This is a genomic window from Dolomitihabitans soli, from assembly GCF_022213955.1.
In the GTDB taxonomy this organism is placed as follows: domain Bacteria; phylum Actinomycetota; class Actinomycetes; order Streptosporangiales; family Streptosporangiaceae; genus Streptosporangium_A; species Streptosporangium_A soli.
The window spans coordinates 619,462-640,209 of the sequence record NZ_JAKNTW010000002.1 but is presented as its reverse complement, the minus strand read 5'-3'; the positions used below and the strand labels follow the sequence as shown (position 1 = coordinate 640,209).

Annotated in this window: 20 protein-coding genes and 1 tRNA gene; 10 read left to right on the top strand and 11 right to left on the bottom strand. The window is 70.1% G+C overall.

Features of this window, described 5'->3' with window-relative positions:
- Positions 1-444: 444 nt before the first annotated feature.
- Complete coding sequence (locus MBA17_RS07695; protein ID WP_238495578.1) at positions 445-4,650, top strand: hypothetical protein; 4,206 nt, start codon at positions 445-447, stop codon at positions 4,648-4,650.
- A gap of 30 nt (positions 4,651-4,680) precedes the next feature.
- On the opposite strand, the gene MBA17_RS07690 is transcribed toward MBA17_RS07695, so the two are convergent.
- Entirely contained in the window at positions 4,681-5,445 is a 765-nt protein-coding gene (locus MBA17_RS07690; RefSeq protein ID WP_238495577.1) for a GNAT family N-acetyltransferase, read from the bottom strand.
- Positions 5,446-5,619: 174 nt separating this feature from the next.
- On the opposite strand from MBA17_RS07690, the gene MBA17_RS07685 reads away from it, so the two are divergent.
- Positions 5,620-6,447, top strand: coding sequence for a DUF4253 domain-containing protein (locus MBA17_RS07685; RefSeq protein WP_238495576.1), 828 nt, complete (start codon positions 5,620-5,622; stop codon positions 6,445-6,447).
- Positions 6,448-6,493: 46 nt separating this feature from the next.
- Here MBA17_RS07685 and MBA17_RS07680 read toward each other — a convergent pair whose 3' ends face one another.
- Positions 6,494-7,393, bottom strand: a complete 900-nt coding sequence (locus MBA17_RS07680) for a serine/threonine-protein kinase (protein ID WP_238495575.1) — start codon at positions 7,391-7,393, stop codon at positions 6,494-6,496.
- 20 nt (positions 7,394-7,413) lie between these two features.
- Positions 7,414-9,339, bottom strand: coding sequence for an HsdM family class I SAM-dependent methyltransferase (locus MBA17_RS07675; protein ID WP_238495574.1), 1,926 nt, complete (start codon positions 9,337-9,339; stop codon positions 7,414-7,416).
- An 83-nt stretch (positions 9,340-9,422) separates the two neighbouring features.
- Between MBA17_RS07675 and MBA17_RS07670 the strand changes: the two genes are divergently transcribed.
- On the top strand, positions 9,423-10,211 hold the full coding sequence (locus tag MBA17_RS07670; RefSeq protein ID WP_238495573.1) for a PP2C family protein-serine/threonine phosphatase: 789 nt from the start codon (positions 9,423-9,425) through the stop codon (positions 10,209-10,211).
- 153 nt (positions 10,212-10,364) lie between these two features.
- Positions 10,365-10,778, top strand: coding sequence for an ATP-binding protein (locus tag MBA17_RS07665; RefSeq protein WP_238495572.1), 414 nt, complete (start codon positions 10,365-10,367; stop codon positions 10,776-10,778).
- Here the strand turns inward: MBA17_RS07665 and MBA17_RS07660 are convergent, their stop codons facing one another.
- A complete protein-coding gene (locus tag MBA17_RS07660) occupies positions 10,779-11,303 on the bottom strand; it encodes a shikimate kinase (RefSeq protein WP_455432713.1) in 525 nt (174 codons plus the stop codon).
- A gap of 125 nt (positions 11,304-11,428) precedes the next feature.
- Here MBA17_RS07660 and MBA17_RS07655 point away from each other — a divergent pair, with 125 nt between their 5' ends.
- A complete protein-coding gene (locus MBA17_RS07655) occupies positions 11,429-11,677 on the top strand; it encodes a DUF6458 family protein (protein ID WP_238495570.1) in 249 nt (82 codons plus the stop codon).
- A 49-nt stretch (positions 11,678-11,726) separates the two neighbouring features.
- A complete protein-coding gene (locus MBA17_RS07650) occupies positions 11,727-12,122 on the top strand; it encodes a ChaB family protein (protein WP_238495569.1) in 396 nt (131 codons plus the stop codon).
- Between the two features lie 67 nt (positions 12,123-12,189).
- On the opposite strand, the gene MBA17_RS07645 is transcribed toward MBA17_RS07650, so the two are convergent.
- From MBA17_RS07645 to MBA17_RS07630, 4 genes are all read right to left on the bottom strand, one after another.
- Positions 12,190-14,019 carry a transketolase gene (locus MBA17_RS07645; RefSeq protein WP_238495568.1) on the bottom strand — a complete coding sequence of 610 codons (1,830 nt, stop codon included), beginning with the start codon at positions 14,017-14,019 and terminating at the stop codon, positions 12,190-12,192.
- A 390-nt stretch (positions 14,020-14,409) separates the two neighbouring features.
- Entirely contained in the window at positions 14,410-15,474 is a 1,065-nt protein-coding gene (locus MBA17_RS07640) for an SDR family oxidoreductase (RefSeq protein WP_238495567.1), read from the bottom strand.
- Positions 15,458-15,703, bottom strand: coding sequence for a hypothetical protein (locus MBA17_RS07635; protein WP_238495566.1), 246 nt, complete (start codon positions 15,701-15,703; stop codon positions 15,458-15,460). Before MBA17_RS07635 ends, MBA17_RS07640 begins: the two co-directional genes overlap by 17 nt.
- Positions 15,700-16,560 carry a glycosyltransferase family 9 protein gene (locus MBA17_RS07630; RefSeq protein WP_238495565.1) on the bottom strand — a complete coding sequence of 287 codons (861 nt, stop codon included), beginning with the start codon at positions 16,558-16,560 and terminating at the stop codon, positions 15,700-15,702. The genes MBA17_RS07635 and MBA17_RS07630 overlap by 4 nt, the downstream gene beginning before the upstream one ends.
- Before the next feature lie 142 nt (positions 16,561-16,702).
- Between MBA17_RS07630 and MBA17_RS07625 the strand changes: the two genes are divergently transcribed.
- Both MBA17_RS07625 and MBA17_RS07620 read left to right on the top strand, forming a co-directional pair.
- Positions 16,703-16,954, top strand: coding sequence for a BON domain-containing protein (locus MBA17_RS07625; protein ID WP_238495564.1), 252 nt, complete (start codon positions 16,703-16,705; stop codon positions 16,952-16,954).
- Positions 16,951-17,670 (top strand): metallophosphoesterase family protein, encoded by a 720-nt coding sequence (locus MBA17_RS07620; RefSeq protein ID WP_238495563.1) that lies wholly within the window; start codon positions 16,951-16,953, stop codon positions 17,668-17,670. The genes MBA17_RS07625 and MBA17_RS07620 overlap by 4 nt, the downstream gene beginning before the upstream one ends.
- 124 nt (positions 17,671-17,794) lie before the next feature.
- On the opposite strand, the gene MBA17_RS07615 is transcribed toward MBA17_RS07620, so the two are convergent.
- Both MBA17_RS07615 and MBA17_RS07610 read right to left on the bottom strand, forming a co-directional pair.
- A complete protein-coding gene (locus MBA17_RS07615) occupies positions 17,795-17,944 on the bottom strand; it encodes a GPGG-motif small membrane protein (protein WP_238495562.1) in 150 nt (49 codons plus the stop codon).
- A gap of 23 nt (positions 17,945-17,967) precedes the next feature.
- A complete protein-coding gene (locus MBA17_RS07610) occupies positions 17,968-18,453 on the bottom strand; it encodes a DUF6328 family protein (RefSeq protein ID WP_238495561.1) in 486 nt (161 codons plus the stop codon).
- 564 nt (positions 18,454-19,017) lie between these two features.
- On the opposite strand from MBA17_RS07610, the gene MBA17_RS07605 reads away from it, so the two are divergent.
- The gene (locus tag MBA17_RS07605; protein WP_238495560.1) at positions 19,018-19,614 is read left to right on the top strand and encodes a nucleotidyltransferase family protein; all 597 of its coding nucleotides are present in this window, start codon (positions 19,018-19,020) and stop codon (positions 19,612-19,614) included.
- Between the two features lie 405 nt (positions 19,615-20,019).
- Here MBA17_RS07605 and MBA17_RS07600 read toward each other — a convergent pair whose 3' ends face one another.
- The gene (locus MBA17_RS07600; RefSeq protein ID WP_238495559.1) at positions 20,020-20,373 is read right to left on the bottom strand and encodes a PRC-barrel domain-containing protein; all 354 of its coding nucleotides are present in this window, start codon (positions 20,371-20,373) and stop codon (positions 20,020-20,022) included.
- A 171-nt stretch (positions 20,374-20,544) separates the two neighbouring features.
- On the opposite strand from MBA17_RS07600, the gene MBA17_RS07595 reads away from it, so the two are divergent.
- Positions 20,545-20,618: transfer RNA gene (locus tag MBA17_RS07595), tRNA-Lys, on the top strand.
- The last annotated feature ends 130 nt before the right edge of the window (positions 20,619-20,748 follow it).

Sequence of the window (20,748 nt, the reverse complement as noted above, 5' to 3'; positions counted from 1 at the left end):
AAGGTGCCGGGAATGTGGCCGCAATGGGGTGGCGGGCGGCTTCGTCAAGGGGATTCCGTTTTCGGGAAATTGATGGAGCGGCTGCTCAGGGCGCTGTTTCGGGGTGTGCGGGCCGTACGTGGGTGGGGTGGTTGGGGGGTTTCGGCTGCCCGGATTTATCGTAACTAGCATGGACTTGTCGGGCGTTGCGGTCGAGGTGATCCACTGGACCTGCCCGGGGCGTCGCCGTACGGCCGGGGGTTTCGATTCGGCGCCTTTGTCAATCATGATCGTCGTGACGTGATGTCAGTCTCACATTGACTAGGCCGCGGTCCTGTAGAAGGCTCTCCCTTTCTGTGATTGCCGGTCGCCGTCGATCCGACCACCGGGGGGAAGCAATACATGTCGCGTCTCCAACGACACGTGCTGCCGCGTGTCATTGCTGCCGCGTCCATCGCATGCGCCATGGCGGTCGTGCCGTCGGGAGCACAGGCCGACACGAGCGACACGAGCGCCGGTTGGGCAGCGCCGGTGGTCGCGCCGAAACCGAAGATCGTCCCGGTGCCGAAGGTGCAGGCTCCGCCTGCCGGCACGGTCGAGGTGCCGCGTGCCCCGTCGCTGGCGGCCCAGCCCGTCGAGGCACGCCAGGTGGGGCCGGAGGCTCCGCAGGTGACCATCCCGGCCGGCCCGACGCTGATCAACCGGATCGCGGACACCGCGAAGGCCAGGCTGAAGTCCCAGGGGCTCGACGGCCCCGACGCCAGTGAACTCCTGCCGCCCACCGGCGAGGCCGATGTCCTCACCGTGTCCAAACCGCTGACCGACCAGATCGGCAAGGTGGCCGACGGGGTCAAACGGCTCTCCGGCGTGGACCTGCAGGCGCTCTACCGGGCGAGCCCGCGCGGCATCCCGCTGCTGACCTACCGGCTGTGCGCCGAGTCGCCCACCCTCAAGGCGTCGTGCTCGATCCCCCAGCCGCTGCTCAAACCCATGGCGGCCGACGTCACCGGCGACGGCACCCCGGACGTGATGGGCGACGTGGTCCCCGTGGTCAAGGACATGAAGGGCCTGACGAGCAAGTCGGGCGCGCTGTCCGCCGGGGTCGGGCTGACCGTCTCCCGGCTGCCGGGGAGCGAGCGGCGCGACGGCCCGCTGAAGGCGCAGGTCTGGGCGGAGTACGACCTGCCGGGTTCCCGGCGGATGGCGATCGGGTTCGACGGCCACCGGCGCGGCACGTCGCTGTCCGGCACCGACTGGGGCGTCTTCACCGTGGGCAAGGCCGTTGACGGCGTCGTGGACGTCAAGGCGAGTGTGCGCAGGTCAGAACCTGGCGGGTCGATCGCCACGGTCGCGAGCCTGGCCACCATCACGAACGGCCAAGCCACCTCGCCGACCCTTGTCAGCCTCCGCCAGTCACCGGTGCCCCAGAAGTTCACCGCCGACGTCAAGTTCGACACGGCCAAGCTGGAGAGCACGCTGAAGATCACGGCCTCCCATGCGGCCCGGCTCGACGCGATAGTGCTCACCAGCAAGCGGGCCACGAGCCAGGTCACCCACATGGTCGTCGAGGGACTGCGGGCCAGTCTCACCGCGAAGCTGACCCGCCCGGCGAAGAACGGCGCGGCCGACATCCGGCTCACCGGCGCCGACCCGATCCCCAAGGCCGACCTGCACAACTACGTCTACCAGGGAAGACAACTGGCCAAGGTGGCCGCCTTCACGCTCAGCGGGCTGCCCACCCGGTTCCATGCCCGCTACCAGACGGCCGGAGCCAAACAGGGGCTGACCGTGGAGACCGGCGCCCCGCACGCCAAGGCCGTGGACGTCGTCTACTTCGACCGGGCGGCGGCCAAGACGGTCCTCTCGGCGAAGCTGACCGACCTGCCCGGCCGCGTCGAACTCGTCAACGACACCGTCACGCACAAGGTGACGCACCGGACCAGCTCGGAGATCGGCAGGTTCGAGGCCACGCTCCAGCGCAACGAGGGAGCCGTGTCCGTCCCCGACGGCGGGCACGTGACGATGATCAAGGACGGCGGCCGGCTCGGCGTCTCCGGCCGCCTGTCCGGGCTCGCCGGGTTCGACGTGACCTACGGCGCCAAGCCGCGTGCCGTACTCCGTCTCGATTCGAGCGGCCAGTCCTTCCTCGGCGCGGCGAGCATCGACGGCACGCACCTCACCCGGATGGAGATCTCCAACACGCCCGCCAAGGTGCAGGTCGACGTGGACCCGGCCGCGAAGAAGGCGGAGTACACCGCGAGCGGGGTGATCGAGAGGCTGCGGGCGGCGTACGCCAACACCCGGACCGGTCCCACGATCGACGGCACCATGCACGGCGTCCGGTCGACGGTCGGGGCCTCGTGGAAGATGGGCGAGAAGACCGAGGCCCGGGTGACGGCCGGATCGGGCCTCAAGAAGTTCGGCCTCTACGTCAACCGGGCCCACGTCACCAGGATCGACCCCAAGTCAGGCCAGGACCTGGACCTCTCCTTGCAGGACGTACGGCGGCGCGTCGCCGTCGTGGCCGACCTCGCGGCCAGGAGTCTCGACTGGACCGCCGACGAACCGGTCACCGCCGTCTCCGCGCTGGCCAGGATCAGGTCCGAGGGCCGTGACTTCCGGGTGGCCGCGAAGGTGACCGGCGTCCCCGCGCACTTCGACGCCAGCTGGAACCGGGGGTCCTACCGCTTCCGCGGCGTCTCCGGCCCGATCGGCTCCGCGCAACTCGCCGTCACCAACCACGACGGCGCGCAGGCGCCGACCGGGCCGCACCTCGCCGCGCACTACCGCGAGTCCACCAAGGACATGGACGCCAGCGTCCGGATCGACGGCCTGTCCAACGTGGAGTTCAGCGGCAGCGGCACCGACTTCACGGCCGACTTCCAGAGCGGCAAGCAGACCATCGCCCTGGACACCGACGTCTCCCTCGCGGGCGACCTGCGCTTCGGCGCCCTCGGCACGCTCGGCCCGGTCCCCGGCAAGATCGCGGTCTCGGTCGCCAAGGGCGGGCCGATCACCTACGACACCGGCGGCGCGCACCTCGACCTGAAGGCCAAGGTGTGGCTCGGCAAGACGGCGGCGCTGCAGGGCTCCCGCGACACCCCCGCGTTCGCCAGCGGGCTGTCCATGGTCGACAGCGGCTGCAAGGCGGGTTCCCCCGGGTGCGCCGGGGACGCCGGGCCGTTCTGCACCGACCATCGCGGCTGTTTCGGTGTGCGCGGTTTCATCAGCCTCACCGGCCTGCCCACCAAGGTCACGGTGGACCTGGCCAAGAAGACGTTCGCCTTCGCCGGCTTCCGCCCGAAGGACAAGAAGCTCGGGGTCTACCTCGACAGCAGGATTCTCGCGCCGGTGCCGATCAAGGTGTCGGCGACGCTGGACGGCCTGCCCGAGTCGATCACCGCCATGACGTTCGGCCCGTTCGAGGTGGGCGACGGCAAGGACCCCGACGGCCGCGCCGCGGCGGTGGTCAAGGCGAACTACCGGATCGACCCGGCCACGACGATCACCTCGCTGGACGCCCAGGCGGAGGCGATGACCCCGGTCGGCGCCGTCCGCGGCCAGGTCGCCGTGCACCCGGTCCCGGCGGCGGTCGCGATCAACGGCACCTACGGCAACAAGACCAGGATCGGCGTCCAGAACTCCGCGGTCATCGACGAACTGCTGGCCAAGGTGACCGTCATCCCGCGCGACCGGGCGGCGGGCACCGGGCTGGTGCGGTTCACCGACGTGCCGGCGAAGTTCGACGTCGGCGCCGACGCCGCCGGGACGGGCCTGCGGGTGCCGACGTTCGGCTACCGGGCGGCCGGCGGGGAGAACACCCTCGACGGTCTGTTCGCGGTCCAGGGCGCGCTGATCGAGCAGTTCTACCGCCCCAAGGAGGGCAGGCTGCTGGACGCCTCCTTCGGCGTCACCGACCTCGCCTCCGACACCACCATCAAGATCAACCCGGACCTGTCGGCGGACCTGGTGTCACGGCCGGTGCCGACCAAGCTGCTCCAGCTCCACGCCGGCCTGACCGTCGAGCCGATCAAGCCTCAGAAGATCTACTCGCGCGCGGACCTCCCCTACACCACCGGGCTGTTCGCCTTCCAGCTCGACGGGCATTTCGGCTTCCGGCGGAGCACGATCAAGAATCTGGCGCTCGGCATCCACGGCGTCTCCTGGATGAAGATCCGGCCCGGCAAGATCCCGTTCGAGATGGACGCGCCCAAGGCGCTCGGCTTCGTCTCGCCCGGCTTCGAGGGCGCCTACGACCACATCGACCTCGGGGCCTCGGGCATCGACCTGAAACCCGACGTGAACCTCAACGTCAAACTCGACCGGAAGATCGGCCCCGACGCCTACAGCGACACGTTGAAGCTCGGCCCGGCGAAGTCGCTGGAGTTCCGCCGCTACGACGGCCGGATGCGCCCGATCAGCACCAAGCGGCCGGTCAAGGCCGGCCCCGCCGAGGGCTGTCTGACGATCAGCACCAAACCCGGCCTGGCGGCGGCCAGGGGCACCAACGCGATCACCCTGTACGGCAAGGACGGGCCGCAGATGGTGAGCCTGATCGACCCGGGCAGCCAGGTGCAGGACTACGCGATCGACCTGTTGTCACACTTCATGTCGCCGTACCCGGGCGCCGCCTGGGAGGTCACCGACTTCAGCACCGGCGCGTGTCGGTGATCGGACATGCGGTGCGTCCCCGGCGGGGGATCAGAACCTGACGGAGGCGTAGTCGGAGACCGGGCGGTAGCCGATCGCCTGGTAGATCGAGTTCGAGGTCGGGTTGGCCAGGTCGGTGAGGAGCAGCACCCGCCCGGCCCCGGCTCGCTGGGCGGCACGGCTGGCGGCGTGGGTCACCGCGGAGCCGTACCCCTTGCCGCGGGCGTTCGGCAGGGTGTAGACCGGGCCGATCCGCGACATTCCGGCGAGCGGCGTGGAGAACGCGGCCACGGCGACCGGGCGGCCGTCCGCCTCCCACAGGAGGATCTCGCCCGCGCGGATCCGGACGGTCACCTGGCTCGTGGGGTCGTCGCCCGCGTTGGCGGGCTCCGCCTCGGCGAGGAACGCGGAGTACCACTCGACGACGAACGCGATGTCGCCGGCGACCGCGACCCTGGCCTCGCCCTCGGCCGCCGGCGCCGTGAGCGTGTCCAGGAAGTACAGGCGTTGCGACATCCTGCCCGTCTCCGGCCGGTGCCAGCTCGCGGCGAAGGCGTCGGCCTGGGCCAGCGGGCCGTTCACTCCCGGCAGGTCGTGGTCGCGCAGGGTCTCCGCCAGCGCCTTCGCGGAACCTTCGGGGATGGCGCCGAGCAGGAGCGGATAGGGCGGGGTCCGGATGGCCACGCCCGCGACGACGCCGTCGTCCGTGAGCCGGCCCAGCAGCGCGCCGTCGCTGAACTGCCCGAGGCGTAACCGGTGGAGGACCGTCAGGGGCACGGTGTTCAGCACCGGATCGCGTTCCAGCCACTGGAGCATGGAGTCCGTAAATTCGATGGATCATGCGTGAAGGTCCACTTCATGCCCTTAGTTTGCCGCAATCCAGTCTTCATCGCCCGGATCAGGCCACTGGTCCTCCCCTCACGGAGCGGTCGCGACTAACATCTCGAACGCGCCGAGATCCGGCGGAGGGCGGTCGACGGAACGGTTGGGATGCACGAGCGTGAGCGGGAGAGCCTGCCGCCGGAACTGGGGCAGTTGTTCGCCGACGGCGGGACCGGGCGGGTGCTCGGGGTCGCACTCCCGCCCGGGGAGCCCGTGTGGCCCGACCCCGGCTACGCGCCGCAGCAGTCCTACCCGCGGCCCGCGTTCTGGATCAGCGACGCCCCGGTGAGCGGGGAGCTGTGGGCCGGGCTGCGCGCCGAGCACCGGCTCTCCGGCCTGTGGCCGGTCCTGCTCGAAGAGTCCGTGCAGCCGTGGTCGGCGGGCCAGATCGCGCCCGACCCGCCGAGCGAGATCGACAACTACCGTCCCGCCGCGTTCATGGCCGAGGTGTGGTCCGACTGGGTCGAACAGGCCCCCGAGGACCACCTCGCGGAACTGGCCCCCTTCGGCCGCGACTGCCCCGGCCTGGCCGAGCCGGGCATCCTCCAGGCCGACCCGGACGCCATCGCCGACTGGTACGCCGGGCTGCTGGCCGTACGCGGGATGCCGCTCGGCCTGGCCGCCGTCGAGCGCGGCGCCGACGCGATGGCCGTGATGGGCTGGCAGGGCGCGTTGCACCACAACGAGTGGACCCCGCCGCTCGCCGCCGTGGTGCGCACCTGGGAGGAGCGGTTCGCCGTCCGCGTCGTCGGCCTCGGCTTCAACACCCTGGAACTCAGCGTCGCCGCCCCGCCCGTCACCCCCGCCCACGCCCTGCACGTCGCCGCCGAGCACTGGGCGTTCTGCCCCGACAGCATCCTCCAGGGTCCGGGCAACCTGATCGACTACGCCGAGCAGATCCAGGGCGCCAACGCCTGGTCCTTCTGGTGGGACTGACCTGTGGTGGGGTGACGGCGTCTACCGCCGTGACCGGACGGGCCGGTCATGGGCCGGACAGCACCCGGCCCACCATCCGCGCGTACATCCGGCCGGGACTCGGGACCGTGGGCGTGGTGAGGAAACCGGGAAGCATCGCCAGCCCGACGGCGTACGGCTGGAGCCGGTCGTAGAGCGTGCCGGCGTCGGCGGGACGGCGTTCCGGCTGCTTCGCCAGCAGGTCGGCGATCAGCCGGTTGAGCCCGGCGGGGACACCGCGCACCGGGGGAGCGGGCTCGTTCACCTGCTTCTCGAAGACGGCGTACTCGGTCGGGCCGGTGAAGAGCTGGGTGCCGGTCAGCATCTCGTGCAGCACGCAGCCCAGCGCGTACAGGTCGCTGCGCGGGCTCGCCAGGCCGCGCTGGATCTGCTCCGGAGCCATGTAGGCGGGGGTGCCGAGGATCTGCCCGATCCGGGTGAACTGGGCGGTGTCGGCCTCACGCAGCACCGCGAGGCCGAAGTCGAGCACCTTGACGCTGCCGTCGGGGCAGAGCATCAGATTGGTCGGCTTGAGATCGCGATGAAAGATCGACAGGGCGTGCGCCGCCGCCAGCACCGCGCACGCCTGAGCCGCGATCGCGGCGGCCCACGGAACCGGCAGCGGCCCGTGCTCGCTGACCACGTCGGCCACGGTGACCCCGTCGATGAACTGCATCACCTGGTACAGCCGCTCGTCGGAGGCGCCGAAGTCGTACAGGACCGGGGCGCCGGGGTGTTCGAGCCTGGCCAGGATGCGGGCCTCGCGGGTGAAGCGCTGCTCCAGCTCGGTGTCGGTGCCGCCGGGAACCCGCAGGAACTTGACCGCGACCTTCCGATCGAGGTGCCTGTCGTGGCCCGCGTAGACCGCGCCCATGCCGCCCTGGCCCAGAGGAAGGTCGTCCAGCTCGTACCGATCGCCGATGACCATTCCGGTCCTCCCGTGGACACTCAGCCGAACGGTACACCTCCTTGGTCGGGCGGCTCCAGATAGCCGTCGACCAGTCCCTCGAAGCCTAGCCGGACCAGTGTCTGCCCCAGCGCCGCCGTCTCACGCAGACCGGCCTCCAGCGCGACCAGCTGACGGAACGCCCCGCCGTACTCCTGCTGCCGCGACAGGGGCAGGCGTGGCACCCTCGCCCGGCGGGCGTCGGCGCGGCTGGCGCCCGGGTGGGCCCTTCCCGCCCCCGAGGTGCCCGCCAGGCGCAGGAATCCGGCCAGGAAGTCGGGATCGAGCCGCTCGTGATCGACGCGGTACACGGTGAGCTGGGGCCCCAGCGCCGGACCGCCCTCGGCGAGAACCCTGACCACCCCGAAGAACGTGGTCACTATGTCACCCGCCTCCAGCCTCACCAGGCCGGGGACGCGGCGGGTGCGGCCGGTGGGCGGGCCGTCCGCGGTGAGGTCGTCGGCCGTCAGCACGGGCACGTCGCCCTGGTCGGCGACCATCTTGAACGGAGCCTGGTGGATGGCGACCAGCCCGGCCTTGACCAGCTCGCCGACGGACACCATCAGCGGCTCCGCGGCCCGGTTCGCCGGATCCAGCGCGGGGGAGGCCGTGGCGAGCAGCGCCGAGGCCGTCTGGAACCCTTCGCGCGCCGCCGCGAACTCGCGCGTCAGCTCCGCCCCGCGCTGCCTCGGCCGGTGCCGCGCGGGGCTGAGGTCGACCTCGTCGTCGAGCAGATCGATGATCCGGATCGTACGGCCGGCACCCGGCGGATCGGCCTCGGGATCGCGCGAGTAGGCCAGCCAGGCGGGCTCCACGCCGTCCAGTTCCTCGCCCGCGTCCATCACCAGCAGCCGGGACGGCGGGCGCTCACCGGCGGCGGGACGGCGCAGCAGCCACAGGTCGGGCCCGGTGGGCGACAGGCTCACGATGCCCCGCAGTGCCCCGGTGCGCAGCAGGTTGCCGCGGATCCGCCGGCCGGGACGCCGGCTCGCGGCCGCCGAGGGCATCAGGATCGCCACCGTGCCGCCCGGCCGTACGCGGGCCAGGCAGTGCTGGACCCAGGCCAGCTCGGACTCCCCGCGTGGCGGCAGGCCGTACTCCCATCGGGGGTCGCCGGTCAGCTCGTCGAATCCCCAGGCACGTTCGTTGAACGGCGGGTCGCAGATCACGGCATCGGCACTCTTGCCCGCGAACCCGTCACTTCTGAGCGCGTCTGCTGCGATGATCTCTGCGTGGGATCCGCGCAGCAGCAGGCGGACGGCCGCGATGAGCGCGGCCGTGTCACTGCTGTCCTGGCCGAGGGAGCGGGCGGCCCCGGCGGCGATGAGCAGTGTGCCGGTGCCGCACGCGGGGTCGAGCACGGTCGTGGCCCCGCCGCAGGCCAGTCGCACCATCAGCGAGGCGATCTCGCCGCGGGTGACGTCGAGCCGGCGGGAGTGGGCCTCGGCGTACCGCGCGCACAGCAGCTCGAAGGCCTCGGCGGGGCCCAGTTCGGCGGCGAGGTCGGCGATCAGTCCGGCGAGCGTCAGGTCGAGCCCGGCGATCGGGGCCTGCGGCAGGTCGCCGGTGGCGGCGGCGACGGCGGCCGAGAGCCCCGCCAGGTCGCCGGCCTGCCGCCAGCCGCCCGGGTCGCGGTGCAGGAAGAGGAGCAGCGCCCCCGCGCCGCCGACCAGGTGGGGCAGGCGCAGGTCGTCACCGGCGGCCCGGAGCCGCTGCCAGACCCGGTCGCCGAGCGAGACCTCGAACGACTTGCCGTTCTTGCGCAGCCAGCCTTCGACCTCCGTGAGGGAGAAGAGCGGGCTGGCCGCGGTGCCGCCCACCGGCTGCGGGAAGTCGTCGTAGCGGCGGCGCCAGTTGCTCACCGCGGCTCGCCCCACATCGGCGAGACGGGCGATGTCACCCGCGTTGACGGTACTGTCGCTGCTCATGGCGGCCAGACTAGTTCACCATGTCCTGGCGGTCTACGACCTCTTTGCTTGTGAAGCGACTCAACCAGTGATTTACTACTGGTATGGCACACAACCTTCGCTACGCCGCCGCCTCTGACGTCGGCCGTCGCCGAGAGCAGAACGAGGATTCGGCGTACGCGAGCCCGCGGGTGCTCGCCGTCGCCGACGGGATGGGTGGCTATGCCCATGGCGAGGTGGCCAGCACGGTCGCGATAGCCGCCGTCTCGGCGCTGGACGACAGCTTGGGTGACGCGGTTCCTGTTGATTTGTTCACGGTGATGAAATCCCTGGTCACCGAGGTCAACCACACTTTGGGAGACATGGCGGAGACCGACCCCGGGTTGCGGGGGATGGGCACGACCCTCACTGCGATGCTCTGGGACGGTGCGAAGTTCGCCCTTGGCCACATCGGTGACTCACGCGCCTATCTGCTGCGAGACGGCGCGCTCTACCAGATCACCCATGACCACACCCTGGTCCAGACCCTGGTCGACGACGGCCGGATCACTCCCGAGCAGGCGTCGGTCCATCCGCGCCGCTCGATGTTGCTGCGGGTGCTGGAGGGCACCGGCGACGGCGATCCCGACGTGCGGGTCCGCGAGGGGGAGGCGGGCGACCGTTACCTGCTCTGTTCCGACGGATTGACGGCCGTGCTGGGCCCGGAGACGCTGCACGAGGTGCTGACGCAGTTCGTGGAGCTCGACGAAGTGGCCGACCGGCTCATCGAGCTGGCCAACCTCGGCGGCGGTCCCGACAACATCTCGTGCGTGGTCGCCGATTTGGTGGAGATGCCCGACGAGCCCGCGGAGGGCCCGCGCCTGGTGGTCGGGGCGGCGGGCGACGAGCGGTGATCGTTGGGCGCGTTCCATGAAACTTTCAGCCGGCCGGAGGCTGGTTTGCCCTGGTGACGGTGGAACCGGTTAAGTAACTCACGGGGAGGGTTCACAACCTCCCCGTCTGTTACCTATTGTTAATGGGAGCGCTCCCACTCTCTGGAGGCCGACGTGCCCTACCTCCTTCCGACCTCAGTAGCCGAGGGGGTGGAGCACGTGCCCGTGCACACCGTCGAGTGTTTCTTCCCGGGCGAGGTGACCAGCGCGGGCGCCGCGCGCAGACTGGTCCGCGATCACCTCGGCCGCGACGAACTGGCCGACGACTGCGCGCTGATCGTCACCGAACTCGTCACCAACGCGGTGCTGCACGGCGGCACCGCCGTACGCCTCACGCTCACCGCCCACGAGCGCCGGGTCTACGCGGAGATCGCCGACGACGGTGCGGGGCGGCCACGTGCGTCGGTCGCCGACCTGGACGCCACCGGCGGGCGCGGGCTGCTGATCGTCGGCACCCTGGCGCGCGACTGGGGGGTCGTCGCGGACCCCGACGGCGGGAAGGTCGTCTGGTTCGTGCTGGAAGGGTGATCAGTCGAGGGCGTCGAGCACCTTGGTGATGATCTCCTCCGGTTTGAGCGCGGCGACGTCGAAGGTCAGATCGGCCACCTCGCTGAGATGGGCGGCCCGCTGCGCACGCTGCTTGGCCAGCATCGCCACCAGATCCGCCTCGAAGTGCGGGCGGTGCTCGCTGGAGTGCATGCGCTCCGCCAGCACCGCGTCGGGCGCGTCCAGCCAGATCACCACGGCCGACGCGAGCAGGTCGGGGATGTCATCGTGGTCGAGCGTGCTCGCGGCGGCGGCGATCACCGAGGGCGGCTGGTCCGCGAGCGACTCGCGCAGATGCGCCGCCTCCCGCTCGTGCAGCACGTCCGGGCCGTCCCGCTCGGCCATCTCGGCCGCCGTCGCTCCGTAACGCGCACGCATGTCAGGGTCGCTGTCGCGCACCGCGCGGCCCAGCCGCCGGGCGAGCAGCGTCGCGACGGTGGTCTTCCCCGAACCCATGAGCCCGACTATGACGATGGGTGCGGAGGAGGGAAGAAGCCTCAAGGTCACCTCCGGTGTGGTGGGACATGCCGACCGCACCCTCCTTCTCCCCCGGACAGTGATCTTCTACCGGGTGACGTTTGAGAATCGTGGAGGGGATAGAGGCAAAGCGTTGGCTTCAAGGAGGTAAATCCATGACCATCGCCGGAAGCATCGTCCTCATCATGCTGGGCGCGATCCTCACCTGGGCCGTCGAGTTCCAGCTCGCCGGCATCGACGTGAACATCGTCGGCGTCATTCTGATGATCGGCGGTCTGGCCGGGCTGCTGTTCGGCCTGTACCGGATCAGCATCGCCCGGCGTACGGTCGTCACCGGCGTCGACGACCCCCGCCGCACCCGCCGCGTGTACGAGGAGCGGCGCTACGACGACCCCACGGTGTAAGAGCCGGCATGACGGGCAGGCGAGCCTGAACTCAGGAGGTGAGAAAACGATGCCCGCACGTGAAGAGTTGCCGTCCACCCTGCGCCGCTCGCCGAAGCAGGCGCAGGAGACGTGGATCAAGGCACACGACTCCGCGGTGCAGACCTACGGCGAGGGCGAGAGGGCCCATCGCACCGCGTTCAGCGCGCTCAAGCACTCCTTCGAGAAGATCGGCGACCACTGGGAGAAGAAGGCCGGCGGGAAGGGCCCCTCCGACAAGCAGGCGAGGAGGAGCACGCCCAGGGCCGGGAAGACCGCCGAGGGCGTGGACGCGTCGGCGTCCAAGGAGCACCTGATGGACACGGCCAAGCGCCTCGACGTCACCGGACGCTCCCGCATGACCAAAGCGGAACTCGTCGACGCGATCATGAAGGCCAACCGGAGGGCCACCGCCAAGGCCCGCTGACCCTCTCGACGGCTGAACGGCCCGCCCCCTCCCAGGACGGGCCGTTCAGGTTTCGTGGCCGTGCGGTTCAGCGCAGCCGCCTGACCGCCTCGCGGATCGCGGTGCTGTCGATGCCGGCGTCCCGCAACTGCTCCTCCGGCGTGGCCGAGCCGGGCAGGCCGCGTACGGCGAGCTTGATGACGCGGGGGCCGAGATCGGCGACCGCGGACAGCACCGCCTCGCCGAGCCCGCCCTCGGGCCAGTGGTCCTCCACCGTGATCAGCGTGCCCGTGGTGGTCGCCGCCGCGCGCAGGGCGTCCGTGTCCAGCGGCTTGACCGAGTACAGGTCGATGACCCCGACGTCGATCCCGTCGGTGGCCAGCGCGTCGGCCGCCGCCAGCGCCTCGTGCACGGTCACCCCGGCCGCCACCACCGTGGCCAGGTCCTCGGGAGTGCTGCGCAGCACCCGGCACCCGCCGACCGGGAACTCCTCGCCGGCGTCGTAGATCACCGGTGTGTCGCCCCGGGTCGTGCGCAGATAGCTGATCCCCGGCAGGTCGGCCATCGCGGCGACCAGCTTGGCCGTCTGGTTGGCGTCACAGGGATAGAGCACCGTGCTGCCGTGGGTCGCCCGCAGCATCGCGATGTCCTCCAGGCCCATCTGCGAAGGGCCGTCCTGCCCGATCGCGACACCCGCGTGCGAACCGACGAGCCGCAGATCGGCCCGGCTGGCGGCGGCCATCCGGATGAAGTCGAAGGCCCGGGAGAAGAACGCGGCGAACGTGGCCGCGAACGGCACCCACCCCCGCACCTGCATGCCGACGGCGGCGGCCACCAACTGCTGCTCGGCGATGTAGATCTCGAAGAACCTGTCCGGGTGCGAGTCGGCGAACGCCTGCAGTCTCGTCGAGTCGGCCACCTCGCCGTCGAGCGCCACCACGTCGCCGCGCGCCGCGCCGAGGGCGGCGAACGCCTCGCCGAACGCGGTGCGCGTCGCGACCTTCTCCCCGACGTCGAACGCGGGCAGCTTCAGCGGTGACCGGGCGATCTCGTCGGGTTCCTTGACGGGGTCCGGCTTGCGCACCTCGACCACGATGTCGCGCGGGCCGCCGAGTTCGGCGATCGCGTGCTCCGCGTCGGCGAGCGGCTTGCCGTGCGCGCCCTCACGGTTCTCCACGATGCTGACGCCCTCACCCTTGCGCGTGCGGGCCAGGATCACGGTGGGGCGCCGCCGTACGTTGCGGGCGTCGGACATCGCGTAGTCGATCTGGCCCGGGTCGTGACCGTCGATCTCGACGGTGTGCCAGCCGAACGCGCCGAACCTGGCCGCGTAGGCTCCGGTGTCCCAACCGTGCCTGGTCGGGCCGCGCTGGCCCAGCCGGTTCACATCGACGATCGCCGTCAGGTTGGCCAGCCCCTCGTGACCGGCGTACTCGGCCGCCTCCCAGATCGACCCCTCGGCCAGCTCACTGTCCCCGCACAGCACCCACACGTGGAAAGGCAGATGGTCCAACCGGCGACCGGCCATCGCGATGCCGGCTCCGACGGGCAGGCCCTGGCCGAGTGAGCCGGTGGCCACGTCCACCCAGGGCAGCCGGGGCGTCGGATGCCCCTCCAGCCTGCTGCCCCTGGTCCTGAAGGTCAGCAACTCCTCGTCGGAGATGGCTCCCGCCGCCTTGTAGAGCGAATAGAGCAGTGGCGACGCGTGCCCCTTGGAGAAAATCAGATGATCGTTTCCGGGTGCGTCGGGGTGGTCGAAGTCGTAGCGCAGATGACACGAGATCAACACGGCCATCAGATCGGCGGCAGACATCGACGAGGTCGGGTGGCCTGACCCCGCGGCGGCCGAACTGCGGATGGAGTCCACCCGCAACTGCGCCGCCAGATCGCACAGAAAACGGAGGTCACGCTCGGGCATGAGAGGCTCCCCTCTTACTTGCCGGACCCCTCGACTACCCCTCGTGCACAACGGAAACCTGCTCTGACGCCGATGTTCGCGTACCCCCGCGGTCAGGGTGGCGGAGTGCGCGGTGGTCGGGTTCGCCTCGTGCACCCGCTGCCGGTTCCGGGCGAACTGGACGGTGGTGTTCGCTTCAGGGGAGCCGCCGGTTCTCTGGCAGGCCGGGCGGCGGGCGGTCGGGCTCCGCCGCCGGAGCCCTGCGCCGGCCGGGTGGTTCGCTGTCGGAAGCCGGACGGCGGGACGTGCCGTAGGTTGCTCGGCCGTGGTGGTTTGCCGTTAACGCCGGCGTCTGCGCGCCGTGGTGGTTTGCCGTTAACGCCGGCGTCTGCGCGCCGTGGTGGTCTGCCGTTAACGCCGGCGTCTGCGCGCCGCCGCGAGCAGGAGCGCGAGCGCGCCGGCGCCGATCGCCGCGGCGGCCGGTCGCCGGTTCTGGGAGAGCCAGACGGCGGGGCCGCGCCGTACCGCACGGGAGTCGACGCCGCCGTGCGCGCCGTAGTCGTGCTCCTCGTCGGCGGCCTCCCACAGGTTCGAGACGCCGTAGGGCTCCTCGTCGCCGGCCTGCTGGGACTGGACGCCGGTACGGGCCAGGTAGCGGTCGACCAGGGCGGGCGCGACACGCTGGGCGAGCAGGACGGCGGCCGTCGAGGCCCCCGCCCAGTACTCCTTGCGCTCCGGATGGCAGGCGGCGAAGACCATCGCGTCCGCCGCGACCTCCGGCTGGTTGATGGGCGGCACCGGCTGAGGGTGGCGGCGCAGCTTCGACGACACCCGGTCGAACTGGGGCGTGTTCAGCGCCGGAAGCTGGACCATCGTTATGTTGATCGGGCTGTGTTCGCTGAGCAGCTCGGTCCTGACCGACTCGGTGAAGCCCTTGACCGCGTGCTTGGCCCCGCAGTACGCCGACTGCAGCGGGATGCCCCGGTAGGCCAGCGCCGACCCGGCCTGCACGATCGTGCCGCGGCCGCGGGGGCGCATCAGGTCCAGCGCCACCCGGGTTCCCCAGACGTAGCCGAGATAGGTGACCGCCGTGGTCCGCTCGAACTCCTCGGGGGTGATCTCGGTGAAGGGGGCGAAGACCGAGGAGAACGCCACGTTCATCCAGACGTCGATCGGGCCGAGGTCGTTCTCGATCCGCATCGCCGCGATCCTGACCTGCTCGAAGTCGGCGACGTCGGCCTCGTAGACCAGTCCGCTGCCGCCCGACGCGCCCACCTCGACGGCCGCCGTCGACAGGCCGGCCGTACCCCGGGCGATCAGCGCGACCGTCGCGCCCTCCGCGCCGAGCCGCCGCACGACGGCCCTGCCGACACCGCCGCTGGCCCCCGTCACCGCCACGACCTTGCCTTCGAGCCTTCCCGGACGTCGTTCTGTCGTCGGGAACGGGACGACCTCGGCCTCACTCGAATCCGGCACTGCCGTCCCCCTGCCTCTCGCGGGTGCCCTGCCGTTGGATGGCGAGCACGATGTCGGCGATCGTGACCAGGGCCAGCACTCCTGCCACGACGAGCAACCAGGTGGCCCCCGACACGAAGCCGAGTACTCCGATGGCGACCAGGAACACCAGGACGAACGAGCCGAGCCGGATGTGCACCACGTCGCGTGGCGTCGAAGGCGCGGTCGGCCTCTCGTGACGGTCGGTCATGTTCCCCTCCTTCTGTTCGCGGGCATCCGCACCCTGTACCCCGGGCCCTGCCCCTCATACCCGGCGAGCGCCATGCGGGCTTCGTCGAGCGCCTCGTCGACGTCCAGCCCGGTGACCACGACCGACGGCGTGCCGTACGAGGCGGCCAGCCGGGTGAGCGCCGCGTTCCCGCTGACCACCAGCCGCGCGCTCGCGACCAGCGCGCACAGTCCGCGCAACGAGGTACGGCCGGCCAGTACGGCATGCGCGGGCAGGAAACCCTGGGCGGCGATCCTCGTCGCGGGGGCGCGGTCCCGGCGCTCGCCGGTGACGACCACCCGCAGCCCTTTCGTGGACAGCAGGTCGGCCACCAGGGCGAACCGGTGCTCGGGCCAGCCGCCGGGATGGATCACCACCGAGCGGTAGGCGGGACTCGCGCACAGCGGCACGGGCAACGCCGTGTCACCCGGGTCCGCCGGCACGCCGTACCACTCCATCAGGCGGCACCAGCGCTGGACGTCGTCCTCGTCGTCGTCCCACCGGGGACCGTCAGGAGTCCCGTAACCCCACATGTCGGACGCCGGCAGGTCGAGCAGCATCCGATGCGTACGCGGGTCCGCGTCCTGGAGGTTGACCGTCAGATCGCCCTTCCAGCCGGTCGGCCCCGTGACCTCGCCGGCCCTGGTCGGAAGCAGGGCCTTGACGGCGCCGGTGAGCGGGGCGACGTCGATCAGCTCGGCGGGCGCGGCGAGCACGATCTGCTGCCCGGACCTGTGCAGCGCGCGCAGCGCGGGCAGCGCGGTGAGGAGACCACCGAGGCCGGACGCGCGCAGCACCAGGGCATGCGTACCCGGATACGGTTCACCGAAGACGTGCATACACGCTCCCTTTGGCATGGCGAAGCCAGTGAGCGTGCCTGCGTCCTAGGCACTGTGTTCCCGGGGTTGTTTCCCCCAGTTTCAGCCGCCGAACCAGGGGCACGGGGAGTTTCCCGGGTATTTCCTGGTGAGGGGAGCGAAGATGGCCCACGAAGCTCCGCAGTACGTAGCCGCCCGTGTGCAGCGCGCACTCGCGGAAGGCGAGAACACTCATGAGCTGGGCATCAGGGTGGACGTCCGCGGCGACCAGTTGTTCCTGCGCGGGAAAGTCTCCACGGAGGAGCGACGTACGAGGCTCGCCGGAGTCGCCGGTGAGGCCGCGCCCGAGCTGAAGGTCCGCAACGAGATCACCGTGGTCGAGATCCGCGACCCGGGAGAGGAGGAGAGCCTGTGAAGGCCCGTATCGCCGCCGTGGGCGACATCCATCTTGGCGAGGACGTTCGCGGCAAGTTCCGCGAGCGACTGGCGGGCATCGAGGAGCGAGCCGACGTTCTGCTGCTGGCCGGCGACCTCACCCGGCACGGCACCGTGGAGGAGGGCAAGGTCGTCGCCGACGAGCTGCGTGACCTGCCGATCCCCGTAGTCGCCGTGCTCGGCAACCACGATTACCACTCCGACGCCCAGGACACGATCACCGCGTTGCTGAACGACGCGGGAGTCACCGTCCTGGACGACGCCTCCACCGTTCTCGTCTGCCACGGGGAACGGCTCGGAATCGTCGGGGGCAAGGGATTCGGGGGCGGCTTCGCCGGTAAGTGCGCCAGTGAGTTCGGCGAGCCGGAGACCAAGGAGTTCGTCCGGCACACCAAGGACATCGCCGAACGGTGGCGGATCGCGCTGAAGGAGTTGCAGGCCGACCACCGGGTGGTGCTCGCGCACTATTCGCCGGTCAAGGACACGCTGGAGGGGGAGCCGAAGGAGATCTATCCCTTCCTCGGCAGCTATCTCCTCGCCGAGGCCGTCGACGCGGAGGGGGCCGACCTCATCCTGCACGGCCATGCCCATCTCGGTACCGAGAAAGGTATGACGCCCGGCGGCATCCGGGTACGCAACGTCGCGCTTCCGGTGCTCGGCCGGGCCTATGGGGTTTACAGCCTGAACGGTCACTGACCAGGAGCTTGGGTCACTGACCAGGAGCTTGAACGGGTCACTGACCAGGAGCTTGAATGGTCACCGACCAGGAGGGGACGGTCACTGACCAGGAGGGGACGGCCTGCGCCGCCCCCTCCTGACCTCAGACATTGAAGATGCTGACACCACCGGGCCCCACCAGGAACCCGATGACGATGAGCACGATCCCCCAGAGGAGGTCGCGCCTGGCCAGGATCACGTAGATCCCGGCGATGACGAGTACGACTGCGATGATCCAAAGCAAGGTAGCCATGGCAGCGGTACTGCCCTCACATATCAGGACTTAACATCATCGGTTTCGCGATGCCGGTAGATGTCGGTGATCGGCTGCCCGATCCAGAGCCACCCGCTCGTCAACGCCACCGCCGCCCCGAACAGCGCGGCCTGCCAGGAGTTGATGACCACTTCGACCACCAGCGCCACCGCGCTCGTCATCGCCACCGCCAGCAACACCGCCCCCGTCACCCCGAGCGCGTTGGCCCGGCGCAGCATCAACTCCTTCAACCCGGTGCGGAACAACACCCGGTGCTGCGCGGCCGGCGTGATGAAGCACACCGAGGCGAACGCCGCGCTCATCAGCGACACGAAGAACAGCCAGCGGCCGACCGTGTCGACCTTCGGAAACCCCGCCGCGAACGGCAACGTGAGCAGGAACGCGAACAACACCTGGACACCCGTCACCGCCACCCGAAGGCCCTGCAACAACTCGCCGAGCTCCCGGTCGATCCTCTCCTTGTGACTTTCTCCCGGCTGAGCAGCCATCACATACCTTCCTTCCCAGAGGTGGCCACCGACTACCCGGCCGGCGATCGGCCATGTTCGATCGGGGCACAGTGCCGTGTTTCTTGGGGATTTAATGGGATTTATGGTGGTTTAGTGGGGGCGTGGGGTTGTTGGGGTGGCGCCCCCCGGCCGATCGCACTCCCCGGGCCGGGCACGGCCGCGTCCCACCGGCTCCTGTAACGCGCCCACCCCCGCGCACGACCGCACCACGTAGGTGCGCTCCACCCGACCAACGCGCGGGTCGTGCGTGTCGTCCACACCTCCGTGCGAGGTGGCGTCGACCTCGATCGCATCTTCCCGCCGACGCCCCTGGGGGAGGTTCCGTCATGCCTGGGCCTGGTGGTGCGGTTTTCCGTGGAGCGTCAGTATGTCCGGTCTGAGAGCGGGGTTGGTCGTAGGGAGCCCGTGGAACGTGGGTATGGTCAGAATGGAGGGGCTATCCCTGACGCGAAGCCGATGGGCATGGTCATGTTGGATCGGGTCGCCGTACATCGTGGAGGGCGGCCGGGGCATGGTCATGTTCGGTCCGGGTAGCCGTTCATTATGGGCAGCCACAGCCACGAAGTCACCGACGCCATCCTGGAAACCCTCAAACGCGCCGGGACCAGCTTCAAAGAGGCGGACATCAGATTCGCCCTCGCCGGAGGCTGCGCCGCCTACGCCCGCGGTGCCGCCCCCTCCCTCCACGACGTCGACTTCGTCCTTGTCGAGGATGATGTGCCCGCCGCGCTTGAGACCCTGACCCGACTCGGCTTCAAGACCCTGAAGCCGCCCGAAGACTGGCTGGTCAAGGCGTACGACGAGGGGCGGCTCGTCGACCTGATCTTCCGTATCGCCGACCGCGCCGTGACGCCCGAACTGATCAAGCGGGCCGAGCCCCTGAAGGCGTCCGCGGTGATCCTCCCCGTGCTGGAGGCGACCGACCTGGTGATCTCCTGGCTGCTGCCGCTGTCGGAGCACAGCTGTGACTACGGCTCCCTCCTCCCTCAGGTCCGCGCCCTCCGCGAACAGGTGGACTGGGACCGGGTGGCCTCCGTGGTAGCCCCCTCGCCCTACGCCTACACGTTCCTGACTCTGATCGAACGGCTGGGCATCGTGGTCGACCCGGTAAAGGTCTCCGAAGAGCCCATCTGGCCCTGACCCGCCGTACGCCCTCCCCACATCTCGCCGTCGGTTGCCTGGTCGGGTATGTCGTGAGTGCTCCCGAGGGCCGTCGCGATCGGCGGATGTCCTTGTACGGGTTGCCGATGCCCGGCATCCCGCTGATGGGGATGATGCGCGGCGTCGTGTCGTCCTCGGTGCTCGCGGTCCGGGTCAGGCGGTTCGTCGATCGCCTTGCCGTCGGGTCGAATGGGAACCCGCCTCGCGGTGATTCGGGTATGGCGAGGGCGGCGCCCGGGGTCGAGTTGGAACTCGCTTCGCGGTGATTCCGGTACGGCGAGGGCGGCGCCCGGGGTCGAGATGGAACTCGCTTCGCGGTGATTCCGGTACGGCGAGGGCCGCGCCCGGGGGAGGCGCGGCCCTCTGGTCTTGGCTGCCGGTCACTCAGATGTGCGGGAACCGGCCGTAGTACTCACCGAGCCGATCCCGGTAGGCCGTCTCCTTGAAGGCGGACGCGTCGAACTCCGGAGCGCTCTTGATCTCGTGCTTGGTACGGGCGACGTATATCTTCCGCTCCTGCGGATCGATCTGCGTCACCGTGCTCGCCGGCAGCATGACCTTCTTCCCGAAGATCCACGGGCCGGTGTCGACGATGAGGTAACTCTGACCCACGTCATAGGTCGCGTCGTCCACGGACCCGATCTTCCCGTCCGTCGCCTCCACGTCGTATCCCACGACGTCAAGGTTCTTGCCGGTGTCATGCACATCGGCTCGGTACGTCCAGAGCTGCGGTGTCATCGCAGCACTCTCCCTTCGATCCGTTGAGCAACCTGGACTACCCCCACCCCTCCCACCAAACGCCGCCCCCCGCCACGTCCACCTAGCGCCCAGGTAAGGCCGCCCACTGTCCGCCACGCCAACAAAGTCGTACGAACTCCCCTCCGAAGTCCTGTAGGCTTACTGACGCCAGCGCCGCTAGCTCAGTTGGTTAGAGCAGCTGACTCTTAATCAGCGGGTCCGGGGTTCGAGTCCCTGGCGGCGCACCCTTCACTAGGCTGCTGACCTGCGCAAACGCGCGGGTCAGTGGCTTTTTGGAATTTTGTTCTAGGCCCTGCGGGCTCCTAGCGGGCTCGCGCGTACAGATCTTGTACATCGACCACTTGAAGAGCCGCC